21 protein-coding genes and 1 pseudogene are annotated in these 21,241 nt (G+C 59.2%); 14 read left to right on the top strand and 8 right to left on the bottom strand.

Annotation, left to right across the window (positions count from 1 at the left end):
• Positions 1 to 82 precede the first annotated feature (82 nt).
• The 3 genes from AA309_RS26310 to AA309_RS26300 form a co-directional block, all read right to left on the bottom strand.
• Positions 83 to 1,678, bottom strand: a complete 1,596-nt coding sequence (locus tag AA309_RS26310) for a peptide ABC transporter substrate-binding protein (protein WP_047191987.1) — start codon at positions 1,676 to 1,678, stop codon at positions 83 to 85.
• 170 nt (positions 1,679 to 1,848) lie between these two features.
• Entirely contained in the window at positions 1,849 to 2,283 is a 435-nt protein-coding gene (locus AA309_RS26305; RefSeq protein WP_047191986.1) for a GlcG/HbpS family heme-binding protein, read from the bottom strand.
• Between the two features lie 55 nt (positions 2,284 to 2,338).
• Entirely contained in the window at positions 2,339 to 3,541 is a 1,203-nt protein-coding gene (locus AA309_RS26300; protein WP_047191985.1) for a urate hydroxylase PuuD, read from the bottom strand.
• Between the two features lie 192 nt (positions 3,542 to 3,733).
• On the opposite strand from AA309_RS26300, the gene uraH reads away from it, so the two are divergent.
• From uraH to AA309_RS34695, 6 genes are all read left to right on the top strand, one after another.
• Complete coding sequence (gene uraH, locus AA309_RS26295) at positions 3,734 to 4,087, top strand: hydroxyisourate hydrolase (protein ID WP_047191984.1); 354 nt, start codon at positions 3,734 to 3,736, stop codon at positions 4,085 to 4,087.
• A 3-nt stretch (positions 4,088 to 4,090) separates the two neighbouring features.
• Positions 4,091 to 5,533 (top strand): allantoinase PuuE, encoded by a 1,443-nt coding sequence (puuE, locus tag AA309_RS26290; protein ID WP_047191983.1) that lies wholly within the window; start codon positions 4,091 to 4,093, stop codon positions 5,531 to 5,533.
• Positions 5,534 to 5,609: 76 nt separating this feature from the next.
• The gene (lysM, locus tag AA309_RS26285; protein ID WP_047191982.1) at positions 5,610 to 6,056 is read left to right on the top strand and encodes a peptidoglycan-binding protein LysM; all 447 of its coding nucleotides are present in this window, start codon (positions 5,610 to 5,612) and stop codon (positions 6,054 to 6,056) included.
• 67 nt (positions 6,057 to 6,123) lie between these two features.
• A complete protein-coding gene (locus tag AA309_RS26280; protein ID WP_047191981.1) occupies positions 6,124 to 6,438 on the top strand; it encodes a rhodanese-like domain-containing protein in 315 nt (104 codons plus the stop codon).
• 120 nt (positions 6,439 to 6,558) lie between these two features.
• Positions 6,559 to 6,993, top strand: coding sequence for a c-type cytochrome (locus AA309_RS26275; RefSeq protein ID WP_047191980.1), 435 nt, complete (start codon positions 6,559 to 6,561; stop codon positions 6,991 to 6,993).
• 61 nt (positions 6,994 to 7,054) lie between these two features.
• A complete protein-coding gene (locus AA309_RS34695) occupies positions 7,055 to 7,435 on the top strand; it encodes a hypothetical protein (protein WP_150117771.1) in 381 nt (126 codons plus the stop codon).
• Here AA309_RS34695 and AA309_RS26270 read toward each other — a convergent pair.
• Positions 7,399 to 8,283 (bottom strand): recombinase zinc ribbon domain-containing protein, encoded by an 885-nt coding sequence (locus AA309_RS26270; protein WP_150117770.1) that lies wholly within the window; start codon positions 8,281 to 8,283, stop codon positions 7,399 to 7,401. The two genes, AA309_RS34695 and AA309_RS26270, sit on opposite strands and share 37 nt — an antisense overlap.
• A gap of 636 nt (positions 8,284 to 8,919) precedes the next feature.
• On the opposite strand from AA309_RS26270, the pseudogene AA309_RS38055 reads away from it, so the two are divergent.
• From AA309_RS38055 to AA309_RS37880, 3 genes and pseudogenes are all read left to right on the top strand, one after another.
• Positions 8,920 to 9,060: pseudogene (locus tag AA309_RS38055) on the top strand (hypothetical protein); the annotation flags it as partial.
• A 23-nt stretch (positions 9,061 to 9,083) separates the two neighbouring features.
• The gene (locus AA309_RS26265) at positions 9,084 to 9,917 is read left to right on the top strand and encodes a phage portal protein (RefSeq protein WP_084731678.1); all 834 of its coding nucleotides are present in this window, start codon (positions 9,084 to 9,086) and stop codon (positions 9,915 to 9,917) included.
• Between the two features lie 229 nt (positions 9,918 to 10,146).
• Positions 10,147 to 10,842 carry an acyltransferase family protein gene (locus tag AA309_RS37880; protein ID WP_084731676.1) on the top strand — a complete coding sequence of 232 codons (696 nt, stop codon included), beginning with the start codon at positions 10,147 to 10,149 and terminating at the stop codon, positions 10,840 to 10,842.
• A 1,286-nt stretch (positions 10,843 to 12,128) separates the two neighbouring features.
• Here the strand turns inward: AA309_RS37880 and AA309_RS26255 are convergent.
• Entirely contained in the window at positions 12,129 to 12,359 is a 231-nt protein-coding gene (locus AA309_RS26255) for a hypothetical protein (protein WP_047191976.1), read from the bottom strand.
• A 692-nt stretch (positions 12,360 to 13,051) separates the two neighbouring features.
• Here AA309_RS26255 and AA309_RS26250 point away from each other — a divergent pair.
• Positions 13,052 to 14,023 (top strand): c-type cytochrome, encoded by a 972-nt coding sequence (locus AA309_RS26250; RefSeq protein ID WP_047191975.1) that lies wholly within the window; start codon positions 13,052 to 13,054, stop codon positions 14,021 to 14,023.
• A gap of 29 nt (positions 14,024 to 14,052) precedes the next feature.
• Here AA309_RS26250 and AA309_RS26245 read toward each other — a convergent pair whose 3' ends face one another.
• Positions 14,053 to 14,670, bottom strand: coding sequence for a helix-turn-helix domain-containing protein (locus tag AA309_RS26245; RefSeq protein ID WP_047191974.1), 618 nt, complete (start codon positions 14,668 to 14,670; stop codon positions 14,053 to 14,055).
• Between the two features lie 111 nt (positions 14,671 to 14,781).
• On the bottom strand, positions 14,782 to 15,714 hold the full coding sequence (locus tag AA309_RS26240; RefSeq protein WP_047191973.1) for a DMT family transporter: 933 nt from the start codon (positions 15,712 to 15,714) through the stop codon (positions 14,782 to 14,784).
• Between the two features lie 198 nt (positions 15,715 to 15,912).
• Here AA309_RS26240 and AA309_RS26235 point away from each other — a divergent pair, with 198 nt between their 5' ends.
• The 3 genes from AA309_RS26235 to AA309_RS26225 all read left to right on the top strand — a co-directional run bounded on the left by AA309_RS26235 (position 15,913) and on the right by AA309_RS26225 (position 19,052).
• Positions 15,913 to 16,746, top strand: coding sequence for a UDP-2,3-diacylglucosamine diphosphatase (locus tag AA309_RS26235; RefSeq protein WP_047191972.1), 834 nt, complete (start codon positions 15,913 to 15,915; stop codon positions 16,744 to 16,746).
• Positions 16,746 to 17,753 carry a glycosyltransferase family 4 protein gene (locus AA309_RS26230; protein ID WP_047191971.1) on the top strand — a complete coding sequence of 336 codons (1,008 nt, stop codon included), beginning with the start codon at positions 16,746 to 16,748 and terminating at the stop codon, positions 17,751 to 17,753. The genes AA309_RS26235 and AA309_RS26230 overlap by 1 nt, the downstream gene beginning before the upstream one ends.
• Before the next feature lie 114 nt (positions 17,754 to 17,867).
• Positions 17,868 to 19,052 carry an MFS transporter gene (locus AA309_RS26225; RefSeq protein ID WP_052955018.1) on the top strand — a complete coding sequence of 395 codons (1,185 nt, stop codon included), beginning with the start codon at positions 17,868 to 17,870 and terminating at the stop codon, positions 19,050 to 19,052.
• Here AA309_RS26225 and dgcA read toward each other — a convergent pair.
• Positions 19,022 to 20,005, bottom strand: a complete 984-nt coding sequence (dgcA, locus tag AA309_RS26220) for an N-acetyl-D-Glu racemase DgcA (protein WP_047191969.1) — start codon at positions 20,003 to 20,005, stop codon at positions 19,022 to 19,024. The genes AA309_RS26225 and dgcA overlap by 31 nt on opposite strands.
• Before the next feature lie 126 nt (positions 20,006 to 20,131).
• Between dgcA and AA309_RS26215 the strand changes: the two genes are divergently transcribed.
• Positions 20,132 to 21,238: an ABC transporter permease gene (locus AA309_RS26215; RefSeq protein WP_425286906.1), complete on the top strand. Its 1,107-nt coding sequence runs from the start codon at positions 20,132 to 20,134 to the stop codon at positions 21,236 to 21,238.
• Positions 21,239 to 21,241: the final 3 nt, after the last annotated feature.

Below are 21,241 nucleotides of genomic sequence, written 5' to 3'. Positions count from 1 at the left end.
GATGCTCCTCCTACTGATATAGGATAACAGCAAAAAGATAGGGCGGCCTGATCTTCAGGCCGCCCCTACAGTGAAAATTATTTTACTGCGTCTTGGAAAGGAAGCGCGTCGGATAGACGCCCCGCGTGTTCTGCACGAAGCCCTTGATCTTCGGAGAGATCAGGTTGCTCTTGCCGTAGTACATGATCGGGATCCAGGGCATGTCCTTCATCAGGATCGCCTCGGCTTGCTTCATGAGATCGGCGCGCTTCTTCAGATCGAGCTCGGTGGCAGCCTGATCGAGGAGCTTGTCGAACTGCGGGTTGTTGTACTTGCCGTAGTTGAAGCCCTTGTTGTCGCTCTTGAGCAGGAACAGGAAGTTGTTCGGATCCGAGTAGTCGGCAATCCAGCCGTAACGGGCGACGTCGAAGTCGCCGCCGTCGCGCAGGTGCGCGAAGTGGGTTTTGCCGTCCGTGTTGATGAAGGAGGTCTCGATGCCGGCCTGCTTCCACTGCTCGGACACGGCGATGACCGTGTTGCGGTTGTTATCCGTAGTGTTGTAGCGGATCTCGACCTTCAGCGGCTTGCCAGGACCGAAGCCGGCTTCTTTCAGGAGCGCCTTGGCCTTGTCCTCGCGGTCGATCGGCGAGGTGTCTTTGTAGTCCATGTAGGCTGGTTCGCCGTAGTTGCCCACGCCCGGAGGCATGAAGGAGTAGCCCGGCTGCATGGTCTGGCCCCAGATCTGCTCGGAAATGAACTCGCGGTCGACCAGCATGGAGAGAGCCTGGCGCACGCGCACGTCGTTGAACGGAGCCTTGGAGGAGTTCACGACGAGGTACCAGGTGCCGAGATACGGGCCGAGCTTGACCTGATCCTTGAAGCGCTCTTTCAGTGACTTCATCTGGTCTGCGGGCACGTCGTCGGTGGTGTCGAGCTCGCCGGCCTCATAGCGACGAACCATCGCAGCGAAGTCGGGCGTCGGGAAGTAGTTGACCGTGTCGATCTGGACGTTCTTGGCGTCGTAGTAGTGCTCGTTCTTCACGAGTTTGATGTGGGAGTTCGGCACGAATTCGGCGAGCTTGTAGGCGCCGTTCGTCACCATGTTACCCGGCTTCACGAAGTCCTTACCGAACTTCTCGACCGAGCCCTTGTGTACCGGCAGGCTGGTTTGGTGGGTGAGCAGCTCGATGAAGTAGGGGGTCGGCGCCTCGAGGGTGATCTCGACGGTCTTGGCGTCGACGGCCTTCACGCCCAGCTCTTCAGGCTTGGCCTGGCCCTTGTTAATCTTCTCGGCGTTCTTGATCGGGTAAAGGATGTTCGCGTACTTCGCGCCGGTGGCCGGATCCATAATGCGGCGATAGGAGAAGACGAAGTCCTCGGCCGTGACCGGATCGCCGTTCGACCACTTCAGGCCGCTGCGGAGCGTGAAACGATAGGTCTTGCCGTCGTCGGCGACTTCCCACTTTTCAGCCTGGCCGGGGATGGCCTCACCTTTGGCGCTATAGGCGACCAAGCCTTCGAGCATGTCGCGCATGATATGCGCTTCCTGCACGGTCGAGGTCTTGTGGGTGTCGAGGGTCTCGGGCTCGCCGGAATTGGCGCGGTTGTAGACGACCTCGGCGAAGGCCGCGTTCATGGCGCCCATGAGGGCGGCCGTGGCGACGGCAACCAGCGCCGTGCGTTTGATCCATGATGACATCGGACGCGTTCCCTTTCTGATTTTCTCTTAGGGTCTTGGAATGTCTCGGTCAGAGCCGATAAGGCAGTAACCTTGTCCTATTTGTTGATCAATCAACTGTTCATGTCCAGTACTATCCCCCTCCAGCCCTGAAACCCTGGGTTGGTAAGGGGGCTAGATGTGGAGAAAGGTTACGCTCCGGCGTCGAAAACGAGCCCGGCAGCCTCGATTCCGCCCGCCGCGGCGATTTCGTCGTTATCGGAGGTGTCGCCAGAGACGCCCACGGAGCCTAGGATATGACCCTTGGAATCCTTGATCAGTACGCCGCCGGGCACCGGAACGAGCTGTCCGCCGACCGCATGGGTGGCTGCGGCGACGAAATAGGGGCGGTCGGTCGCCATCTTGTGGAGGGCCCGCGAACCCACGCCGAGAGCCAACGCTCCATAGGCCTTGCCCATGGCGATCTCGGCGCGCTTGAGGCTCGTGCCGTCCTCGGCGAGCAGGGCTTTCAGGGAGCCTCGCGCATCATAGACAACCACCGCGAGCGGCTTGAACGACTTCTCCCGGGCGGTCTTGAGGGTCGCTTCGGCAATGGTCTGAGCGGCGTTGAGAGTGAGTTCGGACATGGATGATCCTCCGTTGGATTGTTCTTGGTGCGGGACTGCACAAATTGAAGGGGCGTTACCGGCTCGCCAGCCAAGCCGCAACGGCCTTGCGCTCGTCGAGCGTCATCTCGGTGATGTTGTTCGGCGGCATGGCATGGGTCAGCACGGCCTGGACCCGGATGATCTCCGCGTGACGGGCGATTTCCTCCGGCGTGTCGAGGCGCACACCCTTTGGGGCGATGGTGATGCCGTCCCACACGGGTTCCGCCGCATGGCACATGGAGCAGCGGGACTGGATCGCGAGGGTGGCTTCCTCGAAGGCAGCTGCAGGAGCCAGCGTTGTCGACGAATCCGCCAGGTTGGCATTGCCGGGCTTGCCAATGATCGAGAGCCAGATCGCCACGATGATGGCGGCGGCTGCCACGCCCCATGTCCACCAGGGTGAACCCTTGCCCGCATGCTGAGAATTGAAGAAGTGCCGGATCACCGCGCCGGCGATCAGGATGAGGCCGATGATGCCCACCGCATAGCGGGACGACCAAGCCAGCGGATAGTGGTTCGACAGCATCAGAAAGATGACGGGCAGCGTCAGGTAGTTATTGTGCGTCGAGCGCAGCTTCGCCTCTTTGCCGAGCTTCGGATCGGGCGAGCCTCCGGCCAGCAGGGTGGCCACCACCTTTTTCTGGTTGGGGATGATGATGAAGAATACGCTCGCCGACATCCAGGTGGCGATCATCGCGCCTGTGTGGAGGAAGGCCGCGCGCCCGTTGAAGACCTGCGTGAAACCGAAAGCAGCAAGGAGGATATAGGCAAAAAGCGCGATGCCGAGCACGAGCCCGTTCCTGCCGAGTGGAGAACGGCACAAGCCTTCATAGACGAACCAGCTCGCCACCAGGGCACCAATGCCGATGACCGAGGCCTGCCAGGGCGCGAGCGAACGAACGGCGGGGTCGATCGTGTAGAGATCGGCGTGGAGATAATAGACCCAGACGATGAGAAAGAAGCCGCTGATCCAGGTGGAATAGCTCTCCCATTTGAACCAGGTGAGCTCTTTCGGCAGTTCGGGTGGCGCAACGAGGTACTTGCGCATGTTGTAGAAGCCGCCGCCATGGACCTGCCAGGCCTCGCCGCCGACACCCTCGGGCAGCCCCTCCCGCTTCTTCAGGCTCAGGTCCAGATGAATGAAGTAAAAGGAGGAGCCGATCCAGGCGATCGCCGTGATCACATGGGTCCAACGCAGGATCTGGCTGATCCATTCGGAGATTTGCGGGTCGATCATGCAGCCACTGTTGAGATGAAAGAAGCCTTAGCCTAGGGCGGGGGGCTCAATTGCGAAAGGCCTTCCGTAGGCGTTTTTCAACAGAAACAGGCTCCTGGAAATCCTGCGCTTTCCAGCTTATCGGGCCTGGGCGCTTGACGCCGGAGCGTAAGGCCCGAAGATTCACGTCCGCTTTCACGCTCGCGAGGTTCCATGGGTCGCCTGTCCACCCACGTTCTGGATAATGTTAACGGCAAGCCTGCAAAGGGCGTCGCCATCGAGCTTTTTGCCATTGAGGACGGAAGCCGACGTTCCGTCGTGCGCACCGTCACCAATGCGGATGGCCGTACCGATGCGCCTCTGATGATCGGCGAGGCCTTTCGCACCGGCACCTATGAGCTCGTGTTCGAGGTCGGCGCTTATTTCAAGGCGATCGGGACGCCGACTGCCGATCCACCTTTTCTGGACATCGTTCCCATCCGCTTTACCATCGCCGAGACCGATGGCCATTATCACGTGCCGCTCCTCGTCTCCCCCTGGAGCTATTCCACCTATCGCGGAAGCTAAGACATGCCCGAGACCACCTATCCTCGCGACCTCGTCGGTTACGGGCGCAATCCGCCTCATCCGCGTTGGCCGAACGATGCGCGGATCTGCGTGCAGTTCGTGATCAATTACGAAGAGGGCGGCGAGAACAACATCCTCCATGGTGATCGTGCGTCGGAAGCTTTCCTCTCCGAGATCGTCGGTGCGCAGTCCTGGCTCGGCCAGCGGCACATGAGCATGGAGTCGATCTACGAATACGGCTCCCGTGCAGGCTTCTGGCGTTTGTGGCGCATGTTCACGGAGCGCAAGATGCCGGTAACCGTCTATGGTGTTGCGACGGCGCTCATGCGCAACCCGGATGTGGTGGCGGCCATGAAGGAGGCCGATTGGGAGATCGCAAGCCACGGCCTCAAATGGATCGACTATCGCGACTTCTCCTCCGAGGAGGAGCGGGCGCATATGAAGGAGGCGATCCGCATACATACCGAGGTGACGGGCGAGCGTCCGCTCGGCTGGTACACGGGCCGCACCTCGGAGCATACCAATCATCTCGTGGCGGAGGAGGGAGGCTTCCTCTACAGTGCGGATTCTTATGCCGATGAACTTCCCTATTGGGAGCAGCACGGTCATCACCTGCAACTCATCGTGCCCTACACGTTGGACGCGAACGACATGCGCTTTGCGACGCCGCAGGGCTTCAATTCGGGCGATCAGTTCTTCGCTTACTTGAAGGACTCGTTCGACACGCTCTATGCAGAGGGCGGGCATGCGCCGAAGATGCTGTCGGTCGGTCTCCATTGCCGACTCGTCGGCCGTCCGGGACGTGCTGCGGCGCTTGCGCGTTTTCTCGATTATGTCGCGTCACACGATGACGTTTGGATCGCCAGGCGCATCGATATCGCCCGACTCTGGATCCGTTATCATCGCCCAGTGCGCCTCAAGCCCAGCACCATGAGCAAGGCGGTGTTCGTGGAACTGTTCGGCGATGTATTCGAGCACTCGTCGTGGCTCGCGGAGCGCGCCTATGATGCCGGTTTCACGACGGCTCAGGACACAGCGGAAGGACTGCATGCTTCTATGGTGCATGCGCTCTCGGAGGCGACACGTGATCAGAAGCTCGCGCTCATTCGTGCGCATCCCGATCTGGCCGGTCGCCTGAAGCTCGCCGATCTCACGGCGGATTCCCGCAACGAGCAATCCTCCGCAGGCCTCGACAGCCTCACCGAGGAAGAGCGGGATCGCTTCATTGCGCTGAACGATGCCTACAAGCAGAAATTCGGCTTCCCATTCATCATGGCGGTGAAGGAGCGCACGAAGGATGAGATCATGGCGGCCTTCGAGGAGCGGCTGGAACATGATGCTGATACCGAGTTCGATACGGCTATCGTGCAGATCGAGTTGATTGCGCTGCTCCGCCTCAAGGATCGATTGCCGTCCCTGGCCGATGTATTCTCGAACTTGGCCTGAGCGGAACTCTTCGCCTCGCCCACGCGTCTTCGTTTCAGCTTGGCCGCATAAGTGGTCGGATCAGGAGGAGAAGCACATGGGTTTGTTCAAATTCATAAAGGAAGCTGGCGCCAAGATCTTTGGCGGCAGCGCCGCCGCTGCAACGCCCGAGAAGCTGCAGCAGGAGGTTCAGGGACATGGCTTCGAAGCGAGCAAGCTTGGAATCCAAGTCAACGGCGATCAGGTGAAGCTTTCGGGTCAGACCGTCACGCAAGAAGAGGCAGAGAAGATCATTCTGTCACTCGGCAATACCTATGGCGTTGCCGAAGTGGATACGAGCGATCTTCAGATCCAGCAGCCCTCGACACCTTCGACCATGTACACGGTACAGAAAGGCGATACCCTCTGGGAAATTGCCGAGAAGCATTACGGCAAGGGCAAAGGCGCGAAATACACCGAGATCGTCAAGGCCAATTCCCCGCCAGTCAAGGATCCCGATATGATCCAACCCGGTTGGGTGTTGCGGATTCCTCCGCTCTCCTAAAACACCTCGATTGCCATACTCCCTGCAATGCCGATAAGAGTGAGGGTATTGTAGGGAGGGACTTTCCATGAACGCGCCACAGGTCATCGATCTCGATCGCGAGGACATCAAGAAGGGGCTCCAGGACGGGTCGATCGTCCTGGTCGATGTGCGCGAGCCTCATGAATATGCGGCCGGGCATATCCCGGGCGCGGTCTCGCATCCTCTCTCCACGTTCAATCCTTCGTCCCTCCCGGAAGGCAAGCGTATCGTGTTTTCCTGTGCTGCCGGTGTCCGGTCCGTACGTGCCATGGAGTTCGCTCAGGCGGCGGGGCGCGACATCCGCGAGCATTACAAGGGTGGGTTCAAGGATTGGATCGCGGCAGGCGAACCGGTCGAGTAAGCCTTCACAGAGATTTGTATGAAGCGGGGCTACTCTGCTGCGACAAATAGTGCAGTACTGTCCCCCGCTCGGCTGCCTCTAGGGTCGGCGGCCGTTCAAGAAAGAAAGGGAAGAGCATTCATGAAGCGTACCGTTTTCGTCGCCAGCCTTCTGGCACTGGGTGTCACTGCGGCCATCGCACAGAGCGATGTGGTCGAGCAGCGCCAGGACCTGATGAAGCAGATGGGCGCCCAGACGCGGCCGATCGGCGGCATGCTGCGCGGTCAGGAACCTTTCGATCTGGCCAAGGTGCAGGCTGGTCTCAAGGTATTTGCCGATAATTCCCAAAAAGCGGCAACGCTCTTCCCCGAGAACACGAAGGGCGTCGGGGATACAGAAGCATTGCCGTCGATCTGGGAAAACAAGCCGAAGTTCGACACGGCTATGTCGAAGTTCAATCAGGATGCGAAGACGGCTCTCGCCTCCATCAAGGACGAGGCCTCCTTCAAGGCGGAGATGCCGAAGGTGATGCAGAACTGCGGCGCCTGCCACAACGACTTCCGCAAGAAGAGCTGAGATGTTTTGAGCCATCGAGCGGGCGGCTTCACAGGCCGCCCGATTCAGTTCGGGAAGAACGATGCGTAAAGCGATCGTTGGCTTAGGCGTGCTGGGCTTTCTGGCGCTCACATCGCCTTCGGCTTATCGGTTGCTGCGTGTGCAGACAGCGACATCTTTGGACGGCTATAAGCCTAATCCCGAAAACGGCCGCGTCATGTTCTTCGCAGGAGGTTGCTCGTCCTACCATGCCACGCCGAACCAAGGCGACAAGCTGCAGCTCGGTGGTGGCTACGTGTTAAAATCCCCTTTTGGTATCTTTCACATCCCCAATATCTCGCCGCACAAACAGGATTGCATTAGAGCCTGGACGGCCATCGATTTCATACGCGCCATGCAGGAGGGAACGTCTCCTGACGGGCGGCACTACGACCCGGCTTTTCCTGTATCTGCACTGTCGTAACACGCAAGCGCACGGGAAAACCCTTGTTCAGCAAGGGCTTGGGAAACAGGTCGGCCAATTGGGTAGAGTTCCAGTCCGAACAGCGCGCCAAGCCTGCCGTTGATCTTAAAGCCGTACGGAGCCCGAGCGGAAGTTTCGTTGATCGTGATGCTCTTGATCACGTTGCGGAAGGCCATCCGAACCTCTGGATCATGCCGCCGAGCCTGAAGGTTCTCATGCAGGTTCCTCAGGTGCTTCCGGTAGGCACCCATGGCCTTGAGCGAGAGATCGGTCGGGTCCTCTTCCTGGCTGGCGATGCGCTCCCGTTCCCGCAGGCTGGCCCGCTCCTTCTCTAAATTCTGGAGCCAGGAGATCAGGATATCTTCGGGCATGCTACCTTTCTCCAGAGCAGCGGCCAGCCTCAGCTGCGCGGCCTCAATCTCGTTCAGGCGCTTTCGGACGTTCTGTCGCTCCGAGCGGGCGCTGCGCTGCTCTTCCCGTAGTTCCTCGCGGTACTTCTGCCAAATCGCATGGGTCGTGCGGGGATCCGTCAGCTGCAGGTCTATAGCGTCGACGACAGCCCATTCGAGCCGCGCCACATCGTAACTCTTGGTGTGTCGGCTAGTATCATGGAAATGCGCAGCAGAGCATTTGAACCGCCCTGCGCCGTTCCGGGACCGCTGGGCAATGATCATATGGCCGCCGCAACTGCCGCAGGTCACCATACCTGTCGGAGAGCCGTCATGGCGCGACCACAGCTCGCGGGGCTTGCCGGGTATCTTGGCGCGCTCGCTCCTGATCCTTTCAGCAGCGCTCCACAAATTGTCACTGATGATACGCAGTTTCGGCACAACGCTGCACGGCTTCATGAATCTGTCCCTGGCGAAGAGGTATCTTTCAACACTTGGAGAGAACCCATGAAAGCGTTGAAGCATAGTGGACTCGTCCGCGTTCTCGTTAGGCAGCCCTTCCGCAATGACTTTGCCGGTGACAGGTGCTCTTCTCGCCATCCGAGGCGCAGCAGTGGATCGATGCGGGACATGCCGAAGAGGCGAAACTGCCGGAAGGTGTGGAGGCAGTGACTGTTCCTGACCCGCAGCCGGATCTCTGGCAAGATCCTGCCGCAGGAAATGCCTGTTATTCCTGAGGATTGGGAAGATCGGCATTTGCTGCAGCGCGGCAGGTTGGCGGAGCAGATCACGGGCCGACCTGTAAAGCGGGAAGAGGTCGACGGGATCATAAAGGCTGAACTCGAGCGCCGTCTGACGGAGTGACGTCGTGGGCTTTTTCGCTCGCCTGTTCGGGGCCGAGAAACGGGAGGCTGCGCTGCCTGATCCTTACCTTCCGCCTTACGTACCGCTGCTACTATTCGGAGCGCAGTCATCGCATTTTATTTCGCCCGAATATCCGGTTTCTTCCTTGCCATTGCGGCCCGCTGCACGGCCTTGATCTCGGAAGGGCTCGCGAGCCTGCCATGCGTGGTTTAACGAAAGCAGGATGACGGCGGCAGAGAGGCTGTCGAGAGCCATCCGCTGCGTCGCCTGTTGAACGATGCCGCCAATGGACGGATGTCATCCTTTGAACTAAGCGAACTGCTGCTGCGCGATCTCACGACGTTCGGCAATGCCTACGAGCGAATTGTCTAGGATGGACGCGGGCGGCGCAGGAACTGCATTATTTGCCTTATGCGGCTGTAGGTGTGGAGTGCTTGACCACGGGGAGCATGCGCTATCGGTATTCGGACCCACTCACCGAACGCCATGAGGTATACCTGCCGGATAAAATCATTCATCTGCGATGCTTCTCGAAAGATGGCTTGCTTGGCGTGTCGCCGCTGGCGCGGGCACAGGTCGCAGTAGGCCTCGCCATTGCCCAGAGCGAATTAGCGGAGGCGCAGATCTCGCGCGGCTTCGTTCCCGACACGGTGTTTACGACGGAAACCACCTTCGGCGCGGGAGAAATGGCAGATCAGGCGTTCCGACGCCTGAAAGAGCAGATCGGCACTCGGTTAAGAAAGATGACGTTAGGACCCGAGGCGCTCCTGCTTGAAGCAGGACTGAAACCATATCCGCTCTCTGCTCCCGGTCGCGAGCAGCAGTTTTACGAGGCGCGGGTGCTAGGCTTGGAGGATGTTGCCCGCGTTTATGGTGTCCCTCTGTCAGTTGCTGGTCTCGACAAGAATGCCTCTTACGGCAGCCTCACAGAGGAATCCCGAGCGCTGCGTCAGAACTATTTCGCTCCGTGGGCAGGTCGCATTGAGGCGCAGTTGCGCCTGGCACTCCTGTCGGATGAGGGACGGCGCACCTACACCATAGAACATGATCTTTCCGGCCTGGAATGCGGCGACCTGAAGGCGCGGTTGGAGGCGTATCAGATTGGCATCAACAGCGAGATCTTCTCACCGAACGAATGTCGCATCTGGGAGGGTATGAAACGCCGCGATGGCGGCGATATTCCGGAATCCTGCTGTGTCTCACGCAACACCGCAGGATGGCGAAGCTAGGATGAGATGAGGGTCGCAGTCTGCGGCCCCATCTTCTCTGGTTCGCGCAGCATCTGAGCGGCGGCCGAAGGGCATGCGAAGAAGAACGATGCAGGTCACTCCAGCGGAAATTTAGCCGCGAGGCGCTGCCTGATTACCAACGTACGATTACTGACGCAGGTCCAAAATTCGCATGGAAGCTGGATCAAAATTCCAGCCATTGTAGTAATCATAATGAGTACGTTGCGAAATGCGATGTTCGGTAAGAGCATTTACAAAAATCCGAAGCAGTTATGTATGGAAGATTACAGTAAGCTTGTCCATGAATATGCTCTTGGGTTGCGTATCTACTAAAATCTCCCCGATATATATATTTGCAACTACTCCTAGGGATAAATTCATCAACGTTCCTGGAGATGCTATGGACCGCAATCGCATATTAATCCTCGATGGATGGCGAGGCTGCGCCATACTAGGAGTTCTGATTGGACATTTTGCGTTCCGAGACGGGATGAATCTCGGAAGAGCAGGAGTGGAATTTTTCTTCGTTCTGAGCGGCCGTCTAATGGCCGAGATATTGTTCGTCCGTCAGACAAACGTGATAGAATTTTTTCGGGTGCGGATAGCGCGTATATATCCCGCTTTATTCATATTTTCCTCTGCGATATTTGCGGCGTCAGTATTTACTGGAAGAGGTATCGATTTTGCGACTTATATTTCCATGTTAACTATGACTTGCAATTATTATACTATTTATTTTCACTATAATCCTCTGGTCAGTCACATATGGTCTCTCTGCATTGAGGGGCATATGTATGCGCTCCTTGGGGTTATCTCTGCTCTTCACAGTCGCTTTAACTATCCCCTAGAGCATTTTCCGGCGAAGTGGATCCGGTTCGCCGTCAGAAAATGCGGCAGACCAAAGAAGAGAGCTGATTCCACGTAAGGGGAAACGGCTCTAGTGCCGTCCTTGCTAGGTATTGCTCTCCTGTTTTCCCTGAACGGCCTTGTTCAATATGCTTCCGGATTAAATTACTTTGAAGTCTATTGGCGTAGCGATGTTCGAGGAGCATCCATTCTGCTGGGAGCAGTCGCCTATCTCTGGCTCTGCAACTGCTCCGCGCCAGGCTGGGCACCTCTTGCTCTTGGCCTTACTGGACTGGCACTGAACGTGAATGTTGTCCCTGATCCGGTCAAGTACAGTGTTGGGTCCGCGTGCTTGGCTGCAGCAGTCGCGCTTCTGCCCAGCGCAATAGGACCTGCCCGAAGCATACTAGAATCTTCGCCGCTTCTTAAACTTGGCCAATTGTCATATTCTGTCTACTTATGGCAGGAGCCATTTAAGCTCATCGATTCTCTCATCAAACTCCGGTTCGATGATGGGTTGGCTGCCACGCCTGTTGTCCTGGGGATTGCTCTCGTCTGTGGCGTGCTTAGCTTCCGCTTCATAGAACAACCTGCACGCCATTTTCTGAATCAGCGCTGGGGTGCCAAAGCAGTGCAAATTAGAAACATAACTCGGTGGGAAAAGCCCAGGCAGAGCAAGGCTTAATATGACGGTAAGCTACCAGTCTAATGGGCCTGCCTTTTGTGCCCTGGTCTCGAAATGAGCGCTTCTTGGTAGTCCGAGACTCTTCCAGTTGTACCATGAAAGTCTTCAAATTCTCGGCAGCCTTGAGACCACGAATGGCAATTACCCCACGGTCAACCGAAAGCGGAACGGTCTCGTTCCGTGGAGTGATCGTGTCCATGTTGTCTAGGGAGCAGGGGTGCGCACGGATGGACGGTCGTTCCTGCCATTATACAAGTAAAAGCTGGTGAGTTTGGCAACTAGGCCGAACAAGACCGCACCGCCACCACCAAAAATGGCAAACTCAGCAAGGACATGAACGAATGGGTTGGCCGTCCTATGGAAGCTGCGAGGATGAAGGGGCAGGTGGCAGGGTGGGAGAATATTGAAAACATCCAAGGCTGTATGAGCAACCACCGCCAGCGAGCCCAGCGAGACGCCCCAAAGCATCCAACCAAAAGTGCCCGACAGTTCCCCTGGCGCTGTTCTTTGGATCACGGCTATACCCAGTAATTAAAAGTATTACTAATAGGCGATCGGCGTCACAGGAGCCGATCTCACTCCACGATTGCCGAGGCGTCGTATAAGCCTGCACGAAGACTTTAGGAACACTTATATTCGCGTTCCATAAAGAGGCTTATCGGAGATTTACGGCTTCAGTCCTATGCTTCGTCCGATGTTTGCCTTTCGGCAGCCTCCATTCGGGCGAGCTCCTGCCGGATGATGTGGGCCAGCCTCGGCCCGATCCCGACAAATTTTTCAAGCCGGTCCGCTTTAGCCTTGAGTTGGTCGATAGTTTTGATTCCTTCATCCTGAAGGCACTTCCATGCAGCAAAAGGCAATCGGAGGCCTCCGATTGGACCTTCCCAGCGCTCTTGGTAGTGATTGGGCATGAGGGCGCTCCTCGACTGATAGGCGGGAGCACACATCTCTCAGTCACCGACGCCTAAATCACTGCTGCCAGTGATAGGGTTCAACGGCTTGGAAGCCCTTCTGTTCAGATCTGCCCTCGGATAGCAGCCCATTCCATAGACGGGGACTGCGAATTATTTGGACTTTCTTCCTGTGCGCGCAAGAGATAGAAGTTTATATGTAAACGACTCTACGGTAGGCGCGTGCAGCACCACAACCCCAACTTAGATAAACAGAGCCGTAAAACGAGAGATGCTCAAATTCGTCTCGCCCGACACAAGAAGTTAACCCGGCTCATCCTTGCCCTGCTCCTTGTCCTAAACGTTGCCCTTCTCACACTCATCGTGGGGCATCTTTGGGATCATCCGTGGGTGCAAGAAAGAACCCGAGGCGTCATTCCCTAAACAGCCTTATCGGAACCCACTTTCGAAACTTGCGGCATCCAAAGGCGAGGCACAGAGGTAGCCGGACTGTCTCGTCCGGCGGAGTGGTCATGGGTATGTCGTCTACGAGACGGGAGAGCACGGATGAACTGCCTCTCCGGTTCCAGTTTACGCCTGATCGGGCGTAAATTTCCGAGCCTCCCGGGCTTTCACTTCTTCGTGGACGGAGGATTTTCCGGTTGGCGGAAAACTTGAGCAGCTTCTAACCTTAATGCAGGAGATCTCCTTGCATGAAGCGCATTCTAGTTGGCCTCGTGATTGTTGCTGCAGTGGCGGGAGCCGCATTCTGGTACCTCACTGATCCATCGCGCCAGATGGCGAACCTTGGGCCGATGCCGACCAAGCAGCCGGACCTCGAGAACGGCCGGATCATGTTTTTCGCTGGCGGCTGCACTTCCTGTCATGCCACGCCCAACCAGGACGACAAACTGCGCCTGGGCGGCGGCTATGCTCTCAAGTCGCCCTTCGGCACATTCTACGTCCCAAACATTTCACCTCATAAAACAGACGGGATCGGATCGTGGACGCTGGAGCAGTTCATAGCCGCGATGCAGTACGGCATCATCCCAAAGGTTCAGGCAGCGAACCTCGCAACAAACGAGCCGAGGCACACAACCTGTTGCGATAATGCATACCCGGCTTTTCCCTATACATCTTATCAGCGCATGAGGCGCGAGGATCTGGCCGATCTCTTCGCATTCATGCAGACCCTTCCCCCAGTCGAGGGAAAGGCGCCTGATCACGACCTGCCATTCCCCTTCAATATTCGCCGCGGCGTGGGCCTTTGGAAGCTCGCCTTCCTCGATGGGCACCCTTTCACGACTGATGCGTCAAAACCGGAAAGCTGGAATAGGGGCGCTTATCTCGTGAATGGGCCGGGCCATTGTGTGGAATGCCATAGCGAGCGCAACTTCGCAGGCGCTATTATCGATGACCGCCGCTTTGCCGGCGGGCCGGATCCGGAAGGTAGGGGCTCGGTGCCGAACATCACGCCGAGTCCGAGCGGGATTGGTGGCTGGACTGAGGACGATCTCGTGACCCTGCTCACGACGGGCGAGACGCCGAACTTCGACACGGTCGGCGGACCTATGGGCTCCGTGGTCCGCAACACGGCCCAATTGCCGGAGGCCGACCGCAAGGCCATAGCCGAATATCTTCTCTCCTTGCCTCCGAAGCAGGGCTACGTGGCGCCCAAGCCGTAAAGATGTTGGTGGGAAATGGGGAGGGAACCTCAATCCATCACGGCAGCTTTGAGGATGCAGACCATGGTGGCGCGGCCGGGCTTATCGCCGATGCAGCGCACGGAATGGGGGCGATCGCAGCGATAGCGCAAAGACTCGCCTGCCTTGGCCTGCTGGGTCACGCCGCCAACCTCGACCTCGAACTCGCCTTCGAGGACCGAGAGGCATTCGACAGAACCCCGCTGGTGGCTGTCGGAATCGAGCACTCCGCCCGGTTCGGACTGAACATCGTACCACTGCAGCCACTCGATCGTCTTGATCCAACCGATGATGGCGAGCTTCATCTTGCCGTCGTCGGACACGAGGATCGGTGTGTCGGCCTTGGACGACTTCTCGATGAAGGGCTCCTCGTCTGCCGAGGCCAGCACCCGCTCGATGGAGACGTCGAGAGCCTGGCTGAGGCGCCAGATCGTCGCGAGGGTCGGGTTGGTCTCGTTCCGCTCGATCTGGCTGATGATGGACTTGGCCACGCCCGATTGCTCGGCGAGCTCCGATAGAGACAGGTTATAGGCCTTGCGCAGACGCTGGATCGTCTTGCCCATGTTTCCGGACAGAACCTGCGCGCCCGTTTCCAGGTCCCGGTGCCGCTCTTTGCCTTCGACGCCCATTACGTTGCCTCTGTTCTGAAAAACCGAACGTCCGTTCCTTTAAACGGTTGTGAGATAAGAGGCGAGGCGGGTCAAGGCCAGAGAGGTCGCGGGGAGTGTTTTCCTTAAAAACTATGCCCCCGGCTTTTGCGAGGCGACCTTCAGTTCCTCGGACCGTTCCAGGCCGAGCCGGTGCTCCCGCCAGACGATGAAGAGGCCCGTGGCAGCCACGATGGCGGCTCCGACCAGGATGGTGGGGGTCGGCAGGTCCCCGAACATGAGCCAGCCGAACAGGAGCGCCCAGACCATGGTGGTGTAATCGAAAGGAGCAATCACGGAGGCATCCGCATAGCGGTAGGATTCGGTGAGCAGGATCTGGCCGATTCCGCCCAGGATGCCGCCTAGGACGAAAAGGGCGAGATCCTTTGCATCGGGCATATTCCAGCCGAGAAGGATGGTGCAGAACGAGAGCCCTGAGGCCAGGATGAAGAAGTAGAACACGATGGCGCCTGTCTTCTCCGTTCCGGTCAGTCGTCGCACCTGGACCATCGCGCCCGCAGAGCAGACGGCCCCGACGAAGGCACAGATGGCCCCGAGGGACGGCCCGGCCAGAATGCCGCCCGCAAACGTTTCAGGCGTCAGGTAAGGCGAGAGCATGATCATGACGCCGATGAAGCCGACAGCAACGGCTGTCCAACGATAGGCGCGGATTTTCTCTTTCAGAAGAATGGCCGCCAGGATCACGAGAATGAGCGGCGAGGCGTAACCGATGGCGATCGCATCATGGAGTGGCAGAAAGGAGAGGGCGGCAAATCCCAGAAACATGGCGCCCGTGCCGAGAAAGCCGCGCTTGAAGTGACCGACCACGGTCTTCGTCCGCAAGCCGTTGATCAGGTCGCCCTTCCAGGCCAGCCACAACCAGAGGGGCAGAATGGCGAAGGACGAGCGGAAGAACACCACTTCCCCGGTCGGGTAGCGATCCATCAGAGTCTTGAGAACTGCCGACATCATCGTGAAGACGAGGGCTGACAGGACTTTGAGGGAGATCCCCAGAAGAGGTTTCACGATAGCGAGTCACTTGCACCAAGGAGTTGCACAAGAACCACGACAATCCGCCTGCGTGAAGCCCTTATCTGCGCGCCATGCCTGCTCCATGGTCATGGAACCCCTTAGGTTTTGTCATGAAACTGCAACCGGACTGTCACGGGGGCGAGATGCGAATCCGGTTTGGCTAGGCGGAGGCCAGTCAAAAGAGGACGCCGCATGCCGAGGGACTTGGACACGATCCGCGTGCGCACATTGTTCCTGTCGGATCTCCACCTGGGCACCAAAGGATCCCAGGCGGAAGCCCTTCTGGATTTTCTAAAGTACTACGATGCCGAGATGATCTATCTCGTGGGCGACATCGTCGATGGGTGGCGGCTGAAGTCGGGCTGGTACTGGCCACAGAGCCACAACGACGTTGTGCAGAAGCTGCTGCGCAAGGTCCGCAAGGGCTCTTCACTCATCTATGTGCCTGGCAATCACGACGAGTTCCTGCGCGACTATGTCGGTATCAACTTAGGGGGAATCGAACTTGCCGAGCATGCCATCCACGAGACGGCGGACGGCAAGCGCTATCTCGTGATCCATGGGGACCAGTTCGACCTAGTCGTGCGCCACGCCCGCTGGCTCGCGCTCCTGGGTGACTGGGCCTACACGGCGGCCTTGTTCGTCAATACCTATCTCAACATCGCGCGCCGCAAGCTCGGCCTGACCTATTGGTCCCTGTCCGCCTGGGCGAAACTGAAGGTGAAGAACGCGGTGAACTTCATCAGCCGCTTCGAAGAGCTCCTGGCGGCTGAAGCCCGGCGGCAAGAAGTGGATGGCGTGATCTGTGGCCATATCCATCACGCCGCGATGCACGAGAACCTCGGCGTCTCTTACGTGAATACGGGTGACTGGGTGGAATCCTGCACGGTCGTCGTCGAGCACTTCGATGGCACGCTTGAGTTGATCCGGTGGAGCGAGGCCAGCCGCAAGAGCCTGCCGGGCCCCAGCCCCGAGATTGCGGTCTCGATCGAAAAACCTGTTGCTCTCGACGGAAGAGCCGCCTGATGCATGTGCTCATCGTCACCGATGCCTGGCGGCCGCAGGTCAATGGGGTCGTGCGCTCGCTCGAATACATGGCAGAGCAAGCGCCGTTGTTCGGCACAGAGGTCTCGTTTCTCACGCCAGAGCGGTTTCGCTCCTTCCCAATGCCGACCTATCCGGAGATACGTCTCTCGTTGACGAGACCGGAGGTCGTCGGGCGAATGATCGCCGAGACCGATCCCGATCATGTGCACATTGCCACGGAAGGGCCCCTCGGTTTTTCCGCTCGCTTGGCTTGTCAGCGGCACCAGCGAGCTTTCACCACCAGCTATCACACACGGTTTCCGGAATACCTCTCGGCGCGCCTGCCGTTTCCGGAGAAGTGGTCCTATGGCGTTCTTCGCTGGTTCCACCGCGAGGCGAAAGCCATGATGGTCAGCACGCCCTCACTCGAACGCGAACTGAGCGTGCGAGGCTTCAAGAATATCGTGCGCTGGACGCGAGGCGTCGACACCACGCTGTTCCGCCCGCGGCATGAACGGGTTCTCGATTGTGCAGGGCCGGTCTTTTTGTATGTAGGCCGCGTGGCGGTGGAGAAGAACCTTTCGGCTTTCCTGTCCCTCGATCTTCCCGGCACGAAAGTGGTCGTCGGCGACGGACCTGCGCGTGAGGTACTCGAACAGCACTACAGCCAAGTTCGTTTTCTCGGCACTCTCACCGGCGAGGAGTTGGCGCGGGTTTATGCCTCCGCCGATGTGTTCGTGTTCCCAAGCCTTACCGATACCTTCGGCATCGTCCTGCTCGAAGCCTTGGCCTCTGGCCTTCCCATCGCGGCCTTTCCGGTGATGGGTCCCGTGGACGTCATCGGCTCGTCGGGCTGCGGTGTCGTCGACGCCGATCTGCGGAAGGCTGCTCTCGCTGCCCTCGAGATTCCCAAAGACAGGTGCAGAGCTTATGGCGAGACCTTCACCTGGCGTGAGAGCGCCAGACAGTTCTTCTCAAACATCCTGGCGACTCACGCGAACACCTGATCGGCCCCTGCTTCCTCATCAACACATCCATGCGAGCCGGGCCTTGGCTGGCAGGTACACATGTCTTTAATGGACGCCCTTTCTTGCTCTCGCTGATTCTGGAAAGCGCTGTCCTTGATCCCCTCGACCAGAGCCCTCGAAATCCGGCTGGGCGCCTTGCAGGCGGCGAGTTTCGTAAGCCACGGTGTTTACCTACCGTTCTTTCCGCTCTGGCTCCAGAGCAAGGCGCTCTCGCCCACCATTATCGGATTCGTGGTCGCCATCCCGATCATCGTGCGCATCATCGCAACGGCTCCGCTGCTGAGCCTGGCCGACCGCTCCTTCGGCGCAAGGCGGCTGCTGCTGGCGAGCCATATCGGTCAGATGCTGGGCTTTCCCCTGCTCATGCTCACCGACAACAGTGCCGTGATCATTGCGCTCGTCGCCCTCGTCGCTTTCGCACAGGCCGCCGTCATTCCCGGCAACGATCTCGTCTCGACAAATGCGGTGCAGCGCTATCCGGGCCTCAACTACGGCCGCATCCGAGGCAGCGGCTCCGTTGCGTTCTTCATCACCAACATCCTGGCCGGCTATCTCGTGGGAGCCTTTGGGCCGAACGTGGTGGTCCTCGCGCTCACGCTCATCCCGATCCTCGGAATTTCGGCGACGCTCGCAGCCGTGCCGAACGAGGTGCCGGATCATCTGTCCAAGTCTCAAGACAAGGAGAAGAAGGCTTCTCCCGCCCTGCCGAAGGTTCTATGGCTCCTCCTGATCGCGGGGGCGGTTACTCAAGGAAGCCATGGCGCGCTCAACGCCTTCGCCAGCATCCATTGGCGCTCCCTCGGCTTTTCGGATTCCGCCATCGGCTATTTCTGGGCGGCGGGCGTGATCGCCGAGATCCTGGTGTTCATCTTTCTCGGCCGCGCCGTCGGGCGCGGTTCAGGCGTGGGGCTGATCCTGGTTGGATCGGCGGCAGCGGCGATCCGCTTCTTCGTGATGTCCCTTCAGCCGGGATTGGGCGTGACCCTTGTGCTCCAGACCATGCACAGCCTGTCCTTCGCCGCGACCCATATCGGCACCATGGCCGCGCTGACCGCTCTCGCGCCGATGCAGGCGAGGGGGCGGGCCCAAGGGATCTACGGTTCGCTCTCTGCCCTGACGACGGCGCTCTCTACGATCGGCAGCGGCATGATCTACGAGAAGGCTGGCCCGCTGGTCTTCGCCGCGATGGCTCCCCTGGGAGCAATCGGTTTCGTTCTCATGCTGATCGTGATCGGCAAGCTGAAGGTTCAGCCCCAGAGCGCAGGCTCCGGCGGGTAAACAAGGCTGCCTTCGTATTTCAGGCCGGGTTCCCGGTCTTTGGCGAGAAGGAGCGGACCATCGAGGTCCACGAAGCGGCAGCGAGGCGCGATTACCATGGCGGGCGCCATGGCAAGCGACGTGCCGACCATGCAGCCGATCATGAGAGGGAAACCGAGAGCCTCTGCCGCATCGGCGAGAGCCAGCGCTTCCGTCAGTCCGCCCGTCTTGTCGAGCTTGATGTTCACGACGTCATAAAGCCCCACCAGCCGCTGCAGGCTCTGCCGGTCGTGCACGCTCTCGTCGGCCATGATGGGAACGGGACGGGTGATCCTGGCGAGGAAACCGTCCGACCTGGCGGGGAGGGGCTGCTCCACGAGGGCATAGCCAGCCTCGGCGCAGGCTGCGAGATGTGCCTCAATGTTACCTTCAGTCCAGCCCTCGTTGGCATCGGCGATGAGCGTCGCTTGCGGGACGGCCTGGCGGACTGCCCGGATGCGCTCGATATCACCCTCGGGCCCGCCGAACTTCACCTTCAGGATTGGCCGCTCCGCGGCCTTGGCGGCTGCTCCCGCCATGGCCTCCGGCGTATCGAGGCTGATCGTGTAGGCGGTGGTCGCCGGCGGCCAGCGGGTGAGGCCTACCGTGACATGGGCGCGGATGCCAGAGCGCTTCGCGTCGAGATCCCAGAGGGCGCAGTCGACGGCATTGCGGGCGGCTCCCGCTGGCATGAGGGATTGCAGAGCCTCACGGGTCAGCCCGGCTTCGATCTGCGGACGGATGGCCTCGATGGCTGCCGCTACGCCCTCGACCGTCTCGCCATAACGCGGGTAGGGCACGCATTCTCCGTGCCCGACGGCGCCGTTTTCGGTAATGGTGGCCGTGACCACCACCGCCTCGGTGCGTGAGCCGCGGGCGATGGTGAACTTGCCCGCAATGGGAAAACGGTCGATGGAGACGGTGAGCTGACGCATTCTCTTGGCTTCTTGTTAGAACTTCATCTCGACTTGTGACGCAGCTACACGCTATCACCAAACGGAATCAATGCCGGAAGGATGATCGTGCCGCAGAGCACCCTGGCTCACGAGCCGCAGCTGAAAATCGAGCGTGCCGGGAACAAAGTCACGGCGGTGCTGACCGGTCCCTGGACGGCCGAGCACGCGCGCAGTGTCGAATCCCTGGCGGGCGAGATCGCGGCTCAGGCCGACCGGCATCACCTCATCATCGACCTCGGCGGTGTCCAGCGACTCGACACGCTCGGTGCCTGGGTTCTCGACCGCACCCGCCATGAACTCGGCGAGAGCGGTCTGGCTTCCGATTTCGTCAATGCCAGCCAGGAGCAGCATATCCTCCTGAACGAGGTTGCCTATCGCGGTTTCCAGGAGCAGCAGAAGCCCAAACCCTCGCGCTTCGTCGATTTCCTGGTCGATGTGGGCCAGACCGTGGCCGGAGCAGGCAGCGACCTCGTGCGGGGTGTGGCGTTCTTGGGGGAGCTGGTCTCGGCCTTCCTCCGGGTGATCGTCCATCCTCGGCGCTTCCGGGGCACGGCCTTGGTCAACCAGCTGGAGCAGATCGCCTACCGCGGCGTGCCCATCATTGTCCTCATCTCCTTTCTCGTCGGTGCCATCGTCGCCCAGCAGGGCATCTTCCAGCTAGTCAAGTTCGGCGCCACACCCTTCGTGGTGGACCTCATCGGCATCCTGGTGATGCGCGAATTGGGCGTACTGCTGACCTCGATCATGGTGGCGGGCCGTTCCGGTTCCGCCTTCACGGCCGAGATCGGCTCCATGAAAATGCGTGAGGAGATCGATGCCCTGCGTGTCATGGGCCTCGACCCCATCGAGGTGCTGATCCTTCCCCGAATCCTCGCCCTCATCATCGGCCTGCCGCTGCTCACGTTTCTCGCCTCGATTGCGGCGCTGCTCGGGGGCGGAATCACGTCCTGGGTCTATGGCGACATCAGCCCGGACGTGTTCCTGACCCGTTTGAGGGCAGCGATTGGGTTCAACACCTTCATGGTCGGTCTCATCAAGGCACCGTTCATGGCCGTGATCATCGGCATCATCGCGACGCTGGAGGGCTTGGCCGTCGCTGGTTCTGCCGAATCCCTCGGCCGGCACGTGACCTCCTCCGTGGTGAAGGCCATCTTCATGGTCATCGTGCTCGATGGTCTTTTCGCCATGTTCTTCGCGGCTATCAGGTACTGACAG

Origin of the sequence: Microvirga vignae (assembly GCF_001017175.1) — a bacterium.
GTDB classification, from domain to species: Bacteria; Pseudomonadota; Alphaproteobacteria; order Rhizobiales; family Beijerinckiaceae; genus Microvirga; species Microvirga vignae.
Note: the sequence above shows the minus strand (reverse complement) of the source record. Positions and strands in the feature narration are given on the sequence as shown.